Raw genomic sequence first — 16,672 nt, forward strand, 5'->3', positions numbered from 1 at the left:
TCAACCACTCGAAAACGCGCCCGTCGCGTCGAACGAGGGGACCGAGGAGACATCTCGAAGTCGAACAAACCATTCCGAGCATCCCCCTATAAGATGCCTTTTTTACAAAGCGCCGGCGACCCCGGCGCTTTTTCTTTGCCCGTTCTCCTGGCCGGTTCGCTGTGCGCCGGCACGCACGAATCGCTCGCCATTCCCGGTTCCGCCCTGCGGCAGCCCCGACAATCGGGGGATGGAATGGATCATTGTTTCTCTGGCGTCGCTGCTGGCCGGCTTCGTGGACGCCATCGTCGGGGGCGGCGGCCTCATCCTCGTGCCCGCCCTGTTCGCCACGTTTACCAACGCACCGCCCGCCACGCTGCTGGGCACCAACAAAAGCGCCTCCATCTGGGGCACGGGCATCGCCACCTGGCAGTACAGCCGCCGCGTGCAGATGCGCTGGCAGGCGATGCTGCCGGCCGCCGCGGCGGGCTTCATCGGGGCGTTTGCCGGCGCCTGGACGGTGACGGTGATCTCGGCGGATTCGCTGCGCAAGCTGCTGCCGCTGATCCTGCTGGCCGTGCTGCTGTACACGCTGGCCCGCAAGGACCTGGGGCGCCACCACACCCCGCGCTTCGAGGGCCGGATCGAGACACGCCTGGCCTGCGCCATCGGGCTGGTGGTGGGTTTCTACGACGGCTTCTTCGGGCCGGGCACGGGCAGCTTCTTCGTCTTCCTGTTCGTGCGGCTGCTGGGCTACGACTTCCTGAACGCCTCGGTGTCGGCCAAGCTGCTCAACCTGGCCACCAACGTGGCGGCCATCATCCTGTTCGCGGCCAAGGGGCACGTGTGGTGGCACTTCGCGGTGCCGCTGGCGGTGGCCAACGTGGTGGGCAGCGTCATCGGCACGCACATGGCGCTCAAGCACGGCACGGGCTTCGTGCGCGGCATCTTCATCGTGGTGGTCAGCGCGCTCATTCTCAAGACGGGCTACGACGCCTTCCTGCGCTGAGCCTCAAAAAGTCAAAACGGGCCCGTTTTTTGCGTTCAGGGTTTGCGGGTGTGCATGGCCTCATGCACGCCTTTTATAATGTGGCAATCCCGTGACTGCCCGTCCCGCGGACGGCCCACTGGCCGCTGCCTCCGGCTTCGCTAACCGCCAAGCCGGATTTTTTGTACCTGAAACCACCCTGCGCAGGAACAACAGAGATGAAGATGTTCAAGACGATCGCCACCGTAGTGGCAATGTGTGCCGCTTTTTCCGTGCAGGCCCGCACGCTGGAGGCCGTCAAGAAGGACGGCAAGATCATCATCGCCACCGAAGGCCAGTTCGCGCCCTTCAACTATTTCCAGGGCACCCAGCTCACCGGCTTCGAGATCGAAGTGGCCAACCTGGTCGCCAAGAAGATGGGCCTGAAGGTCGAATGGAAGACGCTGGGCTTCGACGCCCTGCTGACCGGCCTGGCGCAGGACCGCTGGGATGCCGTCATCGCCTCGCACGGCGTGACCGAAGAGCGCGCCAAGGCCGTCACCTTCGCCACGCCCCACTACTGCTCGGGCGGCATGATCATCGCCACCGACCCCAAGATCCGCACCGCCAAGGACCTCACCGGCAAGATCGTCGCCGTGCAGACCGGCACCAGCTACCTGGAGAACGTGCAGAAGGTCGCCGGCATCAAGGAAATGAAGAACTTCCCCACCGACGTGGACGCCCGCAGCGCGCTCACCTCCAAGCGCGTCGATGCCTGGGTGACCGACAAGTTCGTGGCCAAGGAAGTGGTCGCCAAGAACCCCAAGGCGGGCCTGAAGCTGGGCGACATGCTCTTCATCGAGAAGATCGCACCCGCCGTCTCCAAGGGCAACACCGGGCTGGCCGACGCATGGAACAAGGCCTTTGCCGAAGTGCTGGCCGATGGCAGCTACGCCGCCGTGTCCCAGAAGTACTTCAACGAAGACGTCCGCTGCGCGCCATAAGCCGCGGCGCCGGCTTCGAACCGCCTTCCTTCCATGCTCAATGCTCTGTGGCCACAGCACTGGACGCGCCAGCACCGCAGCAATGCGACGCTGGTCTCCGCCCTGCTGCTGATGGTGTCGGCGCTGGCCCTGCTGGGCCAGCTTCTTTCCTTCCTGCCTGACCCGATCGGACCGAACGCCCAGGCGTTCTCCGACGGCGCGCGCACCACGCTGTGGCTCACCCTGGTGAGCGGCAGCGTGGGCCTGGTGCTGGGCACCAGCGCCGCGCTGGCCCGCACCTCGCGCTGGATCGCGCTGCGCTGGGTCGCCGGGTTCTACATCTGGGTCATCCGCGGCACGCCGCTGCTGGTGCAGATCCTCTTCGTGTACTTCGCGCTGCCGGTGCTGGTGCCGGGGCTGAACCTGCCCGACTTCGCCGCCGCCGTGGTGGCGCTGGGCCTGAACGTGGGTGCCTACAACGCCGAGGCGGTGCGCGCCGGACTGCTGGCCGTGCCGCGCGGGCAGACCGAGGCGGCGCGGGCCCTGGGCCTGTCGCGCCTGCACGTGTTCTTCGACGTGGTGTTTCCGCAGGCCTTCAAGATCTCGCTGCCCCCGCTGGTGAGCAACTTCGTGGCGCTGCTCAAGGACTCGTCGCTGGCCTACGCCATCGGCGTGGTGGAGTTGACCAACGTGGGCAACCGCATCCAGTCGGCGACCTTCCAGCCCATCGCGACGCTCTCCACCGTGGCCATCACCTACCTGCTGCTGACCACGCTGGTCACGCAGATCTCCAACGCCGTCGAATACCGCTTCGACGTGGAAGGACGGGCGCAATGAGCCAGGCCACGCCCTACATCGTCGCCGACTGCGTGTGCAAGTCGTTCGGCGCGCACCAGGTGCTCAAGGAGGTGTCCACCACCTTCAACACCGGCGAGGTGACGGTCATCATCGGCGCCTCGGGCTCGGGCAAGAGCACGCTGCTGCGGGCCATCAACCGGCTGGAGCCCCACGACAGCGGCCGCATCACCATCGGCGGCACCGAGGTGACGGACGACCAGCGCACGCTGCAAAAGCAGCGCAGCGAGGTCGGCATGGTGTTCCAGCAGTTCAACCTGTTCGGCCACATGAGCGTGCTGGACAACGTGACGCTGGCGCCCCGCCGCATCCACCGCACCCCGCGCGCCAAGGCCAACGAGCAGGCCATGGCGCTGCTCAAGCGCGTGGGCATGCAGGACCATGCGCACAAGTACCCGTGGCAGCTGTCGGGCGGGCAGCAGCAGCGCGTGGCCATCGCCCGCGCGCTGGCCATGGCGCCCAAGGTGATGCTGTTCGACGAACCCACCTCCGCCCTCGACCCCGAGATGGTGCAGGAGGTGCTGGACGTCATGCGCGAGCTGGCCCGTGGCGGCATGACCATGATCGTGGTCACGCACGAGATGGGCTTTGCGCGCGAGGTGGCCGACCGCGTGATGTTCTTCGACCAAGGCCGCATCGCGCACGACGCGCCGCCAGCCGAGTTCTTCGGCAACCCCGCCAGCGACCGCATCCGCGCCTTCATCGGCCGCATGGGTGCGTGAACCGGGGAGGCGCACGCCTCCCCTTCCCGCCGGGCCACTGGCTTTTTCCGGCCCGCGCGCTTTCGGGTGCGCGGGCGCCTTGTCTCCATGAAACCTGAACGCCTGGGCCTGCTGGCCCTGCTGGCCGTGACCCTGGTGTGGGGCACGACCTTCCCCGCGATGAAGCTGCTGTCGGCGCACCTCGATGCGCTGCAGCTCATCTGGCTGCGCTTTGCCATCGCGCTGCTGGTGCTCGGCCCGCTGTGGCGCGGCATGCGCCGCGCCGAGGCGCGCTGGGGCCTCGCGCTCGGCCTGCTGCTGTTCCTGGCGTTCTGGCTGCAGATCGAAGGGCTGGCGCGCACCACCAGCAACCGCAATGCCTTCGTGACGGGGCTGAACGTGCTCGTGGTGCCGCTGCTGGCCATGGCCGTGCTGGGGCGGCGCTACGGCTGGCGCCTGTGGGCCGCCTGCGTGATGGCGCTGGCCGGCATGGCGCTGATGTTCCATGAGAACGACCCCTGGAACCTGGGCGATACGCTGACCTTCGCCAGCACGCTGTTCTATGCCCTGTACATCCTCGCGCTGGAAGAGTGCGCGCGCCGCACGGCCGCCGAACCCGTGCGCGCCACGCGCATGGCCGCGGCGCAGGCCACCATGATGCTGGCGGCCTCCAGCGTGCTGATCGCCGTGCGCCACGGGGGGCTGGGCAGCACGTGGGCATCGCTCGCCACGCTCTCGGTGCCGTCGTGGATCGCCCTGGTGTACCTCGGCCTGCTGGCCAGTGTGGTGGTGGTGACGCTGCAGGCCTGGGGCCAGCAGCGCGTGGATGCGATGCGCAGCGCCATCGTGTTCGGGCTGGAGCCGGTGTTCGCCGCGCTCACCGCCTGGGTGCTGATCGACGAGCGCCTGGGCATCGCCGGGGTGGCCGGTGCGGCGCTGATCGTGGCGGCGCTGATCTTCAGCCAGTGGCAACCCGCACCGCGGCGCACAGCGGGTGCCGGCGGCGCGCAGCCCGGGAACTGACCCCGCCGGGCGGCGTCAGGGCTCGATGAGCGGCACGTCGGCCGCGCGCAGCGGCGTGCCGATGGGGGCTGCCGCCTGGCCCTTGCGCACCGCGGCCATGTCCTGCTCATTGGGGTAGTCGCCCTGCAGCCAGTAGTCGAACACGCGCCGCGCGATGGGCGCGGCATGCGCGGCGCCGAAGCCGGCGTTCTCCACGATCACGGCCAGCGCCAGGCGCGGGTTTTCGGCCGGGGCGAAGGCGGCGAACAGCGAGTGGTCGCGCTGGTGGTCCTCCAGCGCCTTGGCGTTGTACTTGACGTTCTGCCCCAGGCTCACCGCCTGCGCCGTGCCGGTCTTGCCGGCCGAGGTGTAGGGCGCGCCTGCGAACACGCGCGTGCCGGTGCCGCCCTTGTTCACGGCGACGAGGGCATTGCGCACGATCTCCACGTTCTTCGGCGAAAAGCCCAGGTCCTGCCCGGGGGGCTGCTGCACTTCGGTGACCTGGCCCGTCACCGTGTCCTTGATCGCCTTGATGAGGTGGGGCCGATAGCGCGTGCCGCCGTTGGCCAGCGTGGCCTCCGCCAGCGCCAGCTGCAGCATGGTGAAGTTGTTGTACCCCTGCCCGATGCCCAGCGACACCGTCTCGCCCGAGTACCAGCGGCGCATCTCGGGGCGCCGGTAGGTGTTGCGCTTCCACTCGGTGCTGGGCAGCACGCCGCGCACCTCGCCGTTGATGTCGATGCCCGTGGCCTGCCCGAAGCCGAGCGGCTTCATGAAGTCGTGGATGGTGTCCACGCCCATGTCCACGGCCAGCGAATAGAAATACGTGTTGCTGGAAAACTGGATGGCGCGGTGCATGTCCACGCCGCCCAGCCCGCCCTCGTGGCTGCGGAAGGTGTGGCCGCCGTAGGTGTAGAAGCCCGGGTCGTTGTACACCTGGGTGGGCGAGCGCTTGTTCAGCTGCAGCGCCCCCAGCGCCATGAAGGGCTTGTAGGTCGAGCCCGGCGGGTAGGTGCCGCGCAGCGCGCGATTGAGCAGCGGCTTGTCGATCGACTCGTTGAGCGCCTGCCAGTTCTCGCTGTCGATGCCCTCCACGAACAGGTTCGGATCGAACGTGGGCTTGCTCACCAGCGCCACGACCTCGCCGTTGCGCGGGTCGATGGCCACCAGCGCGCCGCGACGCTCGCCGAACATGTCCTCGATCATCTTCTGCAGCTTGATGTCGATGGACAGCATCACCGTGTTGCCGGGCGTGGCCGGGTGGCTGGCCAGCCGGCGCACGGCGTGGCCGCCGGCGGAGGTCTCCATGCGCTCCACGCCGGTCTGGCCGTGCAGGGTGCTCTCGAAGCCCTGCTCCACGCCCAGCTTGCCGATGTGGTCGGTGCCGCGGTAGTTGGCCGCGTCTTCGGAGTCGTCGATGCGCTCCTTCTCGCGCTGGTTGATGCGGCCGATGTAGCCGATCGCGTGGCTCGCCACCTCCCCCATGGGGTAGTTGCGAAACAGCCGGGCCTTGATGTCCACGCCGGGAAAGCGGTAGCGCTGCGCCGTGAAGCGCGCCACTTCCTCATCGGACAGCCGCGTGCGGATGGGCAGCGATTCGAAGTTGCGCGACTCGTCCATGAGCCGCTTGAACCGGCGCCGGTCGCGCGGGTGGATGTCCAGCACCTTGGACAGGGCATCGATGGTGTCGTCCAGCGATTCGACCTTGGAGGGCGTGATCTCCAGCGTGTAGGCCGAATAGTTGGTGGCCAGCACCACGCCGTTGCGGTCCATGATGAGGCCGCGGTTGGGCACGATGGGCACCACGGCCGTGCGGTTGCTCTCGGCCTGCTCGGCGAGGTCGTCGTGGCGCACCACCTGCAGGTACACCAGCCGCGCCACCACCAGGCACAGCGCCATCAACACGACCAGCGCCACCACGAACACACGGGTGCGGAAACGCGACGCATCGGCTTCGGTGTTGCGCAGTTCGGTCATGTCGGCAAAGAAACGGTCAGATCAGGGGGCTGGCGGCGATTCGCGCTCACAGCGGGCGGTTCTCGTCGCGGTCGGGCGGACGGCGCTGCGGCGCCAGCAGTATCCAGCTGGCGAGCGGCCACAGCAAGGCCTCCAGGCACGGCGCCACCAGGCCTTCGAAGCCGGGCAGGATGCCGCCCGACACGATGCGGATCAGCAGCTCGATCGCATGGGCCGCGATGAACAGCGGAAACACCTGCAGCGCCTGCGACGGCACGCTGAACCACAGCAGGCGGCGGTGCATGTACAGGGCGCCGTACATCAGGGCGCAATAGGCCAGGGCATGCTGGCCGAGCAGCGCGGTCTGGTACACGTCCATGCACAGCCCCATGGCAAAGGCCACGCCCATGCCCACGCGCTGGGGCTGGTGCACGCCCCAGAACACGAGCAGCACCATCACGAGGTCGGGCGTCCACACCACGCGCCCGAGCGGCAGCATGTTGAACGCCAGCGCCACCAGCAGGCTGCCGACGATGAACAGGGGGCGGACCGGCAGCAGCAGTTGCTGCCCGCGGGGCATGATCATGCGGACCTCCCGGGGCGGGATGCGGCGGCCACGGCAGGCCCGCGGGGGTGCAGGGCAGCGCGGATCATCGGCGCCCCTTGCGCACCGGCGCGGCGGGCGCAGGCGCGGGGCGCTGCGGCAGGTCGGCCGTCAGCGGCTTGAGCACCAGCACGTGGCGCGCGCCGTTCACCTGCGCCAGCGGCGCGCAGTAGATGCGGGCGAAGGCCGAGTCGGCGCGCCGCTCCACGCGCACCACGCGCGCCACGGGCAGCCCCGGCGGGTACAGGCCGTCCACGCCGCTGGTGGTCAGCAGGTCGTTTTCCTGCACGTCGGCATTGCCGGGCATGAAGCGCAGCTCCATCCCGCCGCCGTGGGCGATGACCGGATCGCCATAGGCCACGCTGCGCGCGCCGGTGCGCAGGTTCATCACGGGAATGGCCTGGTCGCGGTCGATGAGCAGGGTCACCTCGCTCAGGAACGGGTGCACGCGGGTGACCTGGCCCAGCATGCCGGACTCGTCCATCACCGGCGAGCCGAGTTCGACGCCGGCCACCTGGCCCTGGTCGATCATCACGCGGCGGGTGTAGGGATCGGCGGCGTCGTAGATCACCTGCGCGGCCTGCGACGGCGTCGTCAGGCGCTCGCGCAACTCCAGCAGCTTGCGCAGCCGTGCGTTCTCCTGCAAGAGCTGCTCGGCCTGGTTGGCGCGCTCGGACATCTGCGCCATGTTGCGGCGGGCCGTGTCGGCATCGGCCTGGGCCACCTGCAGCGACTGGAAGTAGCCCGCCCCCTTGGCGGCGAACTCCACCGGCTGCAGCATGGTCCACTGCAGCGGGTAGAGCGCCACGGCCACGGCCTTGCGCAGCGGATCGGTCACCTGGAACCGGGCATCCGCCACCATCAAAAACAGCGCCAGGGCGCTGTAGAGGGCAAGTCGGGAGCGCGGCGAGGGCCCTTGCTTGAAGAAGGGCGGCGCAGACCGTTCGAGCGTACCGAGGGGCATGGGCAGGCAGGCCGTGGGATCAGGCGACAACCGGCCAGGCAGCGGCCGAGAGCCGCGCCAAGTGCGCAGCGGCGGTGGCCCGCCCGCAGCCCTGCACGCCCGGCAGGGGCGGAAGGAGGACGGCCAGCGGTTGATCCATGTCTTTTCCAGGGCCCCGGCTTCGCGCCAGGGCCGGGCGTGTCACTCGCTCGTGAAGATGCTGCCCTGGCGGTCCATGCGCTCCAGCGCAATGCCGCACCCGCGCACCACGCAGGTCAGGGGGTCTTCGGCGACCAGCACCGGCAGGCCGGTTTCCTCGGCCAGCAGGCGGTCCAGATCGCGCAGCAGGGCGCCGCCGCCGGTGAGCATCATGCCACGCTCGGCGATGTCGGCACCCAGTTCGGGGGGCGTTTGCTCCAGCGCGTTCTTGACGGCGGAGACGATCTGGTTGAGGGGGTCGGTGAGCGCCTCCAGCACCTCGTTGCTGGAGATGGTGAAGCTGCGCGGCACGCCCTCGCTGAGGTTACGGCCCTTGACTTCCATCTCGCGCACTTCGGAGCCGGGAAAGGCCGAACCGATGTTCTTCTTGATGGCTTCCGCCGTGGGCTCGCCGATCAGCATGCCGTAGTTGCGGCGGATGTAGCTGATGATGGCCTCGTCGAACTTGTCGCCGCCTACGCGGACGCTGCCCTTGTAGACCATGCCGCCCAGCGAGATCACGCCCACCTCGGTGGTGCCGCCGCCGATGTCGACCACCATGGAGCCGGAGGCTTCGGAGACCGGCAGGCCGGCGCCGATGCCGGCGGCCATGGGCTCTTCGATCAGGTACACCGCGGTGGCACCGGCGGCCTCGGCCGCGTCCTTGATGGCGCGGCGCTCCACCTGGGTGGAGCCGCAGGGCACGCAGATGATGATGCGGGGGCTGGGGGTGAGCAGGGTGCGGGGATGCACCATCTTGATGAACTGCTTGATCATCTGCTCGGTGATCACGAAATCCGCGATCACCCCGTCCTTCATCGGACGGATGGCTTCGATGTTGCCGGGCACCTTGCCCAGCATGGCCTTGGCTTCGCGGCCGACGGCCTGGATGACTTTCTTTCCGTGGGGGCCGCCTTCGTGGCGGATGGCGACGACCGAGGGTTCATCGAGCACGATGCCCTTGTCGCGGGCAAAAATCAGGGTGTTGGCGGTGCCAAGGTCAATCGCAAGGTCGGTGGAGAAGTACCGACGGAAAGCTCCGAACATTCAAAAATCCTCTCAGGCACGGCATGCACGTCGGCCTGCCATCGCCGGGTGATATTAGGGGGTGTTTATTGGATTTTTTCGCACAATGACCGGCAGTTGGGAGGGTATTGCGGCAAAGCCGGGATAATACCGCATCCCCTGTGAATAACTCCCTCCGGCATGGCCCGGATTTCAGCTTTACATCCGGTTTCCCACCCCCCTTCCCCTATGGCACTGACACCCCAGGACATCGGCCGCATCGCCAATCTGGCGCGGCTCGAATTGAGTTCGGACGACAGTGAGCGCATGCTCACGCAGATCAACGGTTTCTTCGGCATCGTCGAGAAGATGCGGGCTGTGGATACTACCGGCATCGCCCCCCTCGCGCACCCGGTCGCCGCCGTCCAGGTCGTGGCCCTGCGCCTGCGCGAGGACGTCGCCAGCGAACCCGATCAGCGCGAAGCCAACCAGCGCAGCGCGCCGGCCGTGGAAAACGGCCTGTTCCTCGTGCCCAAGGTGATCGAATGAGGGCGCCCCGATGACCACCCACTCCACCACCGCATTGCACGACCTGGGCGTGGCCGCCCTGGCCACCGAACTGCGCGAGCGCCGCGTCTCCGCCGTCGAAGCCGCCCAGCACTTCCTGGCGCGGGCCGCCGCCCACCAGAACCTGGGCGCCTACGTCGCCGTGAACGAAGAAGCCACCCTGGCGCAGGCCCGCGCGCAGGACGCGGCCATCGCGGCCGGCACGGCGGGCCCGCTGGCCGGCGTGCCCATCGCCCACAAGGACATCTTCGTCACGCGCGACTTCCCCAGCACGGCCGGCTCGAAGATGCTGGCCGGCTACCAGTCGCCCTTCGACGCCACCGTGGTCGGCCAACTGGCCAATGCCGGTGCCGTCACGCTGGGCAAGCTCAACTGCGACGAGTTCGCCATGGGCTCGGCCAACGAGAACTCCGCCGTGGCCCCGGTGGGCTTCGATGCGCCCGCACCGGTGCGCAACCCCTGGGACGCCAGCCGCGTGCCGGGCGGCTCGTCGGGCGGCAGCGCCGTGGCGGTCGCCGCGCGCCTGGCGCCTGCCGCCACGGGCACCGACACGGGCGGCTCGATCCGCCAGCCCGCCTCGTTCTGCGGCATCACGGGCATCAAGCCGACCTATGGCCGCGCCTCGCGCTACGGGATGATCGCCTTCGCCTCCAGCCTGGACCAGGCCGGCCCCATGGCCCGCTCGGCCGAGGACTGCGCCCTGCTGCTGTCGGCCATCTGCGGCCCGGACCTGGACCGCGACTCCACCTCGCTCGACCTGCCGGCGCAGGACTTCACCCGCCAGCTGAACGACGGCATCGACGGGCTGCGCATCGGCATCCCGGCCGAGTTCTTCGGCGAGGGCCTGGCGCCCGGCGTGCGCGCCGCGGTGGATGCCGCGCTCCAGGAATACGAGAAGCTCGGCGCGAAACTGGTGCCCATCAGCCTGCCGCGCACCGAGCTGTCCATTCCCGTGTACTACGTGATCGCGCCGGCCGAGGCCTCGTCCAACCTCTCGCGATTCGACGGCGTGAAGTTCGGCCACCGCGCCAGCGACTACACCGATCTGGTGGACATGTACAAGAAGACGCGCGCCGAGGGCTTCGGCGACGAGGTCAAGCGCCGCATCATGATCGGCACCTACGTGCTGTCGCACGGCTACTACGACGCCTACTACCTGCAGGCGCAGAAGATCCGCCGCATGATCGCCGACGACTTCCAGAATGCCTTCCAGTCGTGCGACCTCATCGCCGGCCCGGTGGCACCCACGGTGGCGTGGAAGCTCGGCGAGCACGGCAACGACCCGCTGGCCGACTACCTGGCCGACATCTTCACGCTGCCCGCCTCGCTCGCCGGTCTGCCTGGCATGAGCGTGCCCGCCGGCTTCGGCGAGGACGGCATGCCCGTGGGCCTGCAGCTGATCGGCAACTACTTCCAGGAAGCCCGGCTGCTCAACGCCGCCCACCGCCTGCAGCAAGCCACCGATTTCCACCTCCGCACGCCGGGAGGCCTCTGAACATGACCGCCCCATTGATCCACGGCTACGAAGTCGTCATCGGCTTCGAAACCCACACCCAGCTTGCGACGAAATCCAAGATCTTCAGCCGCGCGCCCACCGCCTTCGGCGCCGCGCCCAACACGCAGGCCTGCGCGGTGGACCTGGCCCTGCCGGGCACCCTGCCCGTGATGAACCGCGAGGCCGTGGCCTGCGCCATCAAATTAGGACTGGCCCTGGGCTCCACCATTGCGCCGGAGAGCGTTTTCGCCCGCAAGAACTACTTTTATCCGGATTTGCCCAAGGGCTACCAGATCAGCCAATTCGAGATCCCGGTGGTGCAGGGCGGCGAGGTGTCTTTCTTCCTGGGTGACGAGAAGAAGACGGTGAAGCTCGTGCGCGCCCACCTGGAAGAAGACGCGGGCAAGTCGCTGCACGAAGACTTCATCGGCCAGAGCGGCATCGACCTGAACCGCGCCGGCACGCCGCTGCTGGAGATCGTGACCGAGCCCGACATGCGCTCGTCCGAAGAGGCCGTGGCATACGCCAAGGAGTTGCACAAGATCGTGACATGGATCGGCATCTGCGACGGCAACATGCAGGAGGGCTCGTTCCGCTGCGACGCCAACGTCTCGGTGCGCAAGCCCGGAGCCCCGCTGGGCACGCGCCGCGAGATCAAAAACCTGAACAGCTTCAAGTTCATGCAGCAGGCGATCGACTTCGAGATCCGCTGGCAGATCGAGCAGATCGAGGACGGCCACGCGATCCAGCAGGCCACGGTGCTGTTCGACCCCGGCACGGGCGAGACGCGCGCCATGCGCACCAAGGAAGACGCGGCCGACTACCGCTACTTCCCCGATCCGGACCTGCCGCCGCTGCAGATTTCGCAGCAATGGGTGGACGAGCAGCGCGCGCTGATGCCTGAGCTGCCCCGCAGCATGGCCGCGCGCTTCGTGGCCGACTACGGCCTGCCCGAGTACGACGCGACCACGCTGACCCAGTCGAAGGCGATGGCGGCGTATTTTGAAGAAACGGCAAGCACCAGCGGCCAATCAAAGTTGGCGAGTAACTGGATCATGGGCGAGGTATCGAAGCGTGTTAACGAAAGCGCTCTAACCTTTGAAGCGATCAAAGTTCCAGCCGCAGCTTTAGGTGAAATTATTAGCAGAGTTAAAAGCGGCAAGCTGAACGCAAAAGGTGGCAAAACAATCTTTGACGGGCTATGGGACGGCAGCTTGGTTTTTGAGAACGGCAAGTTCTATGCAGATGCGGATTTCAAGGTTGATCTCACCATCGACACCTTGATAGACACACTAGGACTGACACCGATGAACGACTCCGGCGCGCTGGAAAAGATCATCGACGACGTGATCGCCGCCAACCCCGACAACGTGGCCCAGTTCCGCGCGGGCAAGGACAAGGCCTTCAACGCGCTCGTGGGCCAGGCCATGAAGGCCAGCAAGGGCAAGGCCAATCCGCAGCAGGTGAACGATCTGCTGCGCGCCCGGCTCGCAGCGGCGTCTTCCTGACGCCCGCCCTGCCCCGGCCACCGGGGCGGGTGGCCTTCACTGCGAAGGCATGGCGGCGGGGCGCTGCCCCGCCCAGAGGCTCTTGAGCTGCACCAGTTCGGCGTCGAACCGCTGGTGCACGCGGCGCTTTTCCTGCTCCTGCCCGGCGATGAACCGCTGCTGCTCAGCCAGGGCGTCTTCCTGCTCTGCGATCTGGCGGCGCAGGAGCATGGGCGCCTTGCTGGGATCGCGGCGGTAGAACTCCATTTCGGTGTCGAGCGCCTTGCGCTGGCGCTGCAGGTCGGCCACGCGCTTTTCGGCAACGGCCGTGACCTCGTTGACCTGCTGGATGGCCGCGGCGCGCTCGGCATCGTGCGAGGCCTGGTCGGGGTAGCGGGCCACCAGCACGCGCTCGCGGCGGCGCTCATCGGCGATGCGGGCGCGCTCCTCGGCCTCCTTGCGGCGCTGGGCCTCCAGGACGGCGCGCTCCTGGTCGGTGAGGCTGGGGCCCAGGCGCTGGCGCTCAGTGCCCGATGGGCCCAGTACCCGCTGCTCGCGGTCCACGCACTCGGCGATGGGCCGGTCCGCCGTGAGGCGACGGCCCTGGGCATTCACACAGGTGTAGATGCCGGCGGTCGAAGAGCCGCTCGGCTGCGCCCCGGCCGGCGTGCCCGCCAGGCCCGACAGGGCGATCAACCACCAGCCGAATCTCCAGGCCGTCTTGCTCAAACGAACTACCCCCCTTGCACGCCGTAGCGCTGGCGGTACGCCAGCACGTGATCATGGTGGGTGTGCACGCCCGGCTCCCCACTCTGGGCCAAATACTGCAATAAATCTGCCAGCTTGGCGATGGTGCATACCTGCATGCCCAGGTGGTCGCGCACGTACTGCACGGCGCTGTGCTCCACGTCCTGGCCGTTCTCGGTCGCTTTCTCCTGGCGGTCGAGGGCGATGGCCATGGCATGGGGCTGTGCGCCCGCGGCGCGGATCAGCGCGATCGACTCCCGCGCCGCGGTGCCGGCGGACATCACGTCGTCCACGATCAGCACGCGGCCACGCAGCGGGGCACCCACCAGCGTGCCGCCTTCGCCGTGGTCCTTGGCTTCCTTGCGGTTGTAGGCAAAGGGCACGTTGCGCCCGTGCCGCGCCAGTTCGACGGCCACCGTGGCCGCCAGCGGAATGCCTTTGTACGCGGGACCGAACACCATGTCGAATTCGATGCCGCTCGCCAGCAGGGCTTTTGCATAGAATTCGGCCAGCCTGCCCATCTTGGCGCCGTCGTCGAACAGCCCGGCGTTGAAGAAATACGGGCTCAAGCGGCCTGCCTTGGTCTTGAATTCGCCGAAGCGCAGCACCCCCGCTTCCACGGCGAATTGCACGAAGTCCTGCGCCAGGCGGTCCTGTTCCACCGATTGCGCCTTGTCTGTCACCATGGATTCACCCCTTTTCAAATTAACGAGCCTCAACCTCAACGGCATCCGCTCCGCCGCATCCAAGGGGGTGGAGGCATGGATCGCCGCAACGCGGCCGGATTGTATTTGCGTGCAGGAGATCAAGGCGCAGTCGGCCGACATGCTGGGCCGCTTCGAACACTTGGCGGGCCTGAAAGGGCACTTTCACTTCGCGGCCAAGAAGGGCTATTCGGGCGTGGGCATCTACTCGCGCCACGAGCCGAGCGACGTGCGCATCGGCTACGGCTCGCAGGAGTTCGATGCCGAGGGCCGCTACGTGGAAGCCCGCTTCGACACGCCCGCGCGCAAGCTGTCGATCATCAGCGCGTACTTTCCGAGCGGCTCCTCGGGCGAAGAGCGCCAGCTGGCCAAGTTCCGCTTCCTGGACGAGTTCCATCCCCACCTCATGCGCACCAAGGGCGAGCGCGAGTTCATCCTCTGCGGCGACATCAACATCGCCCATCAGGCCATCGATCTCAAGAACTGGCGCAGCAACCAGAAGAACAGCGGCTTCCTTCCGCAGGAGCGCGAGTGGATGACAAAGTTGTTGCACATAACTGATGAAGGCGGCGGGCTGATAGACGTTTACCGTCAGTTACAACCAGACGCCACGGACACGGCCTACACGTGGTGGAGCAACCGAGGGCAGGCCTACGCAAACAACGTCGGATGGCGGCTGGACTACCACCTGGCCACGCCGGCCATCGCAGCCCTGGCCCGCACCGAGCACATCTACAAGACCGAGAAGTTTTCGGACCATGCGCCGATCACGATCGGGTATGACATGGTGTTGTAAGCGCAGCACGCAGCTGCGGCGGGCATCCACCCGCTTGCAGGACGACGGCCCTGCCGGGCGGCCGTCTCCCGTTGCGGGCATGGGCCGGTCAGCGGTGAGCGGCTGCGGCCAGTTCGGCCGCGAAGGCCTGGGCCTGCTCCGGCGCCACCAAGGCCTCTTCGTCCTTGCGGATCAGCCCTGCGACTTGGCCGTCATCGGTAATCAGGCGCTTGACGTAGAAGCCATAGCCGGTCTTGCCGTTGTTGGGATACCAGTCGCCCTCGCCCTCGTTCACGCTGTACTTGAAGAGATAGGTGTGCTGCGTGGTGCTGGAGTTGGAAAAGAACTTGACGCAAAACACGAAGCCCACCAGACCGCCGCTGACCTGGTGTTCACACATCAGATTGCTGGACGGCGCGGAGATCGTCCCGCTACCGGTGCTGGTGGCATTGCCCACGGCTGTGAACGTGGGAGTCTCAACGCCCCAGCCCAGCGTGGGCGAGTACGTCGTGAACAACCAGCTGCCTTTCAGGCTTTGCGGTACGGCCGCGTAACCGAAGTTGAAGCGCGAGATGGCCTTTTCGCTCTCGCCGGGGAAGGTGATGAAACCGCTCACGCCGTCGACGAAGCGGATCTTGACCGCGCCCGCGTTGCCCTTTTCAGTGCCCGAGCGGTCTTCGCTGCCCAGGAACCGGCCCCCTTCGTAGGACTTGAGATCGGCCGTGACCTGGTTGTCCACCACATTGCCCACGGCCAGGTAGAACGTGGACTTGCCGGTGTTCTCGTACGCATACATCTGCATCACCAGCGTGCCGTTCTGCACGTCGATGCCGAAGCCGCGGCCGGGCTTGCCGTTGACCTCGGAGGTCACCACCCACGTGCCCGCCTGGGGGATGAACGCATGGGCCACGCCCGCACCGAAAACAAAGGCCGCAGCCACCAGCTTTTTGAACATCGCTCCCTCTCTCTTTCGCATTGACGACAATGGCGCCAGCCCTCCGATGAATGCTGAAGCGCGAACCCGAAATCATCGCCGTGAAGCCTGAATACTAACTTACACGATGTTGCAATATTTCACATTACCCGTCACCGCTTTCCAGCAGAACTGCTCGTTGGTGTGGTGCGACGAAACCCTTCTGGCCGCGGTGATCGATCCCGGTGGGGACTTGCCGGCCATCCTCGCCCAGGCGGAGCGGCGGCAGCTGAAGCTGGAGCAGATCTGGCTCACCCACGCCCACATCGACCATGCGGGCGGAGCGGGCGAGCTGGCCCGCACCCAGGCGCTGCCCATCGTCGGGCCGCATCCCGGGGACCAGTTCTGGATCGACGGGCTGCCGCAGCAAAGCGCGATGTTCGGCTTTCCGCCTGCGGAGTCCTTCACGCCCACACGGTGGCTGGACGATGGCGACACGGTGCAGATCGGCAAGGAGACGCTGGCGGTGCGCCACTGCCCCGGCCACACGCCGGGCCACGTGGTGTTCCACGCGCCCCAGATCGAGCGGGCTTTCGTGGGCGATGTGCTGTTTGCCGGCAGCATCGGACGCACCGACTTTCCCCAGGGCAATCACCAGCAGCTCATCGACAGCATCACGCAGCGCCTGTGGCCGATGGGCGACGGCACGGTTTTCATCCCGGGGCACGGGCCGGAGAGCAGCTTCGGGCGCGAGCGCAAGAGCAACCCGTACGTGGGCGGGACCTGATCCG

The 16,672-nt window shown here is 67.3% G+C and carries 17 protein-coding genes; 10 read left to right on the forward strand and 7 right to left on the reverse strand.

Going from position 1 to position 16,672, the window contains the following annotated elements:
* The first annotated feature begins 229 nt into the window (after positions 1–229).
* The 5 genes from M5C96_RS24465 (at position 230) to M5C96_RS24485 (ending at position 4,508) form a co-directional block, all read left to right on the forward strand.
* On the forward strand, positions 230–988 hold the full coding sequence (locus M5C96_RS24465) for a sulfite exporter TauE/SafE family protein (RefSeq protein ID WP_272565883.1): 759 nt from the start codon (positions 230–232) through the stop codon (positions 986–988).
* A gap of 197 nt (positions 989–1,185) precedes the next feature.
* The gene (locus M5C96_RS24470; RefSeq protein WP_272565884.1) at positions 1,186–1,950 is read left to right on the forward strand and encodes an ABC transporter substrate-binding protein; all 765 of its coding nucleotides are present in this window, start codon (positions 1,186–1,188) and stop codon (positions 1,948–1,950) included.
* A gap of 33 nt (positions 1,951–1,983) precedes the next feature.
* Positions 1,984–2,766 (forward strand): amino acid ABC transporter permease, encoded by a 783-nt coding sequence (locus tag M5C96_RS24475; protein ID WP_272565885.1) that lies wholly within the window; start codon positions 1,984–1,986, stop codon positions 2,764–2,766.
* Positions 2,763–3,506 carry an amino acid ABC transporter ATP-binding protein gene (locus M5C96_RS24480; RefSeq protein ID WP_272565886.1) on the forward strand — a complete coding sequence of 248 codons (744 nt, stop codon included), beginning with the start codon at positions 2,763–2,765 and terminating at the stop codon, positions 3,504–3,506. The genes M5C96_RS24475 and M5C96_RS24480 overlap by 4 nt, the downstream gene beginning before the upstream one ends.
* 87 nt (positions 3,507–3,593) lie before the next feature.
* Positions 3,594–4,508 carry a DMT family transporter gene (locus tag M5C96_RS24485; protein ID WP_272565887.1) on the forward strand — a complete coding sequence of 305 codons (915 nt, stop codon included), beginning with the start codon at positions 3,594–3,596 and terminating at the stop codon, positions 4,506–4,508.
* Positions 4,509–4,523: 15 nt separating this feature from the next.
* Here the strand turns inward: M5C96_RS24485 and mrdA are convergent, their stop codons facing one another.
* From mrdA to M5C96_RS24505, 4 genes are all read right to left on the reverse strand, one after another.
* Entirely contained in the window at positions 4,524–6,464 is a 1,941-nt protein-coding gene (gene mrdA, locus M5C96_RS24490) for a penicillin-binding protein 2 (RefSeq protein ID WP_272565889.1), read from the reverse strand.
* 46 nt (positions 6,465–6,510) lie between these two features.
* A complete protein-coding gene (gene mreD, locus M5C96_RS24495; protein WP_272565890.1) occupies positions 6,511–7,029 on the reverse strand; it encodes a rod shape-determining protein MreD in 519 nt (172 codons plus the stop codon).
* Between the two features lie 64 nt (positions 7,030–7,093).
* Positions 7,094–8,011, reverse strand: coding sequence for a rod shape-determining protein MreC (gene mreC, locus M5C96_RS24500; protein WP_272565891.1), 918 nt, complete (start codon positions 8,009–8,011; stop codon positions 7,094–7,096).
* Between the two features lie 180 nt (positions 8,012–8,191).
* Positions 8,192–9,235, reverse strand: coding sequence for a rod shape-determining protein (locus M5C96_RS24505; protein ID WP_092745880.1), 1,044 nt, complete (start codon positions 9,233–9,235; stop codon positions 8,192–8,194).
* Positions 9,236–9,442: 207 nt separating this feature from the next.
* Between M5C96_RS24505 and gatC the strand changes: the two genes are divergently transcribed.
* The 3 genes from gatC to gatB are packed head-to-tail and all read left to right on the forward strand — an operon-like array spanning position 9,443 to position 12,763.
* Positions 9,443–9,742, forward strand: a complete 300-nt coding sequence (gatC, locus tag M5C96_RS24510; protein ID WP_272565892.1) for an Asp-tRNA(Asn)/Glu-tRNA(Gln) amidotransferase subunit GatC — start codon at positions 9,443–9,445, stop codon at positions 9,740–9,742.
* A 10-nt stretch (positions 9,743–9,752) separates the two neighbouring features.
* Positions 9,753–11,255: an Asp-tRNA(Asn)/Glu-tRNA(Gln) amidotransferase subunit GatA gene (gene gatA, locus M5C96_RS24515; protein WP_272565893.1), complete on the forward strand. Its 1,503-nt coding sequence runs from the start codon at positions 9,753–9,755 to the stop codon at positions 11,253–11,255.
* A gap of 2 nt (positions 11,256–11,257) precedes the next feature.
* The gene (gene gatB, locus M5C96_RS24520; protein ID WP_272565895.1) at positions 11,258–12,763 is read left to right on the forward strand and encodes an Asp-tRNA(Asn)/Glu-tRNA(Gln) amidotransferase subunit GatB; all 1,506 of its coding nucleotides are present in this window, start codon (positions 11,258–11,260) and stop codon (positions 12,761–12,763) included.
* A 36-nt stretch (positions 12,764–12,799) separates the two neighbouring features.
* On the opposite strand, the gene M5C96_RS24525 is transcribed toward gatB, so the two are convergent.
* On the reverse strand, positions 12,800–13,471 hold the full coding sequence (locus M5C96_RS24525; protein WP_442867340.1) for a DUF4124 domain-containing protein: 672 nt from the start codon (positions 13,469–13,471) through the stop codon (positions 12,800–12,802).
* A 5-nt stretch (positions 13,472–13,476) separates the two neighbouring features.
* Positions 13,477–14,175 (reverse strand): orotate phosphoribosyltransferase, encoded by a 699-nt coding sequence (gene pyrE / locus M5C96_RS24530; RefSeq protein ID WP_272565907.1) that lies wholly within the window; start codon positions 14,173–14,175, stop codon positions 13,477–13,479.
* Here pyrE and M5C96_RS24535 point away from each other — a divergent pair.
* Positions 14,174–14,989 (forward strand): exodeoxyribonuclease III, encoded by an 816-nt coding sequence (locus tag M5C96_RS24535; RefSeq protein ID WP_272565908.1) that lies wholly within the window; start codon positions 14,174–14,176, stop codon positions 14,987–14,989. The two genes, pyrE and M5C96_RS24535, sit on opposite strands and share 2 nt — an antisense overlap.
* An 88-nt stretch (positions 14,990–15,077) precedes the next feature.
* On the opposite strand, the gene M5C96_RS24540 is transcribed toward M5C96_RS24535, so the two are convergent.
* Positions 15,078–15,923 (reverse strand): hypothetical protein, encoded by an 846-nt coding sequence (locus M5C96_RS24540; protein WP_272565909.1) that lies wholly within the window; start codon positions 15,921–15,923, stop codon positions 15,078–15,080.
* Between the two features lie 106 nt (positions 15,924–16,029).
* Between M5C96_RS24540 and M5C96_RS24545 the strand changes: the two genes are divergently transcribed.
* Positions 16,030–16,668: an MBL fold metallo-hydrolase gene (locus M5C96_RS24545; protein WP_272565910.1), complete on the forward strand. Its 639-nt coding sequence runs from the start codon at positions 16,030–16,032 to the stop codon at positions 16,666–16,668.
* The last annotated feature ends 4 nt before the right edge of the window (positions 16,669–16,672 follow it).

The sequence above is a fragment of the Acidovorax sp. GBBC 1281 genome (genome assembly GCF_028473645.1).
GTDB lineage: Bacteria > Pseudomonadota > Gammaproteobacteria > Burkholderiales > Burkholderiaceae_C > Paracidovorax.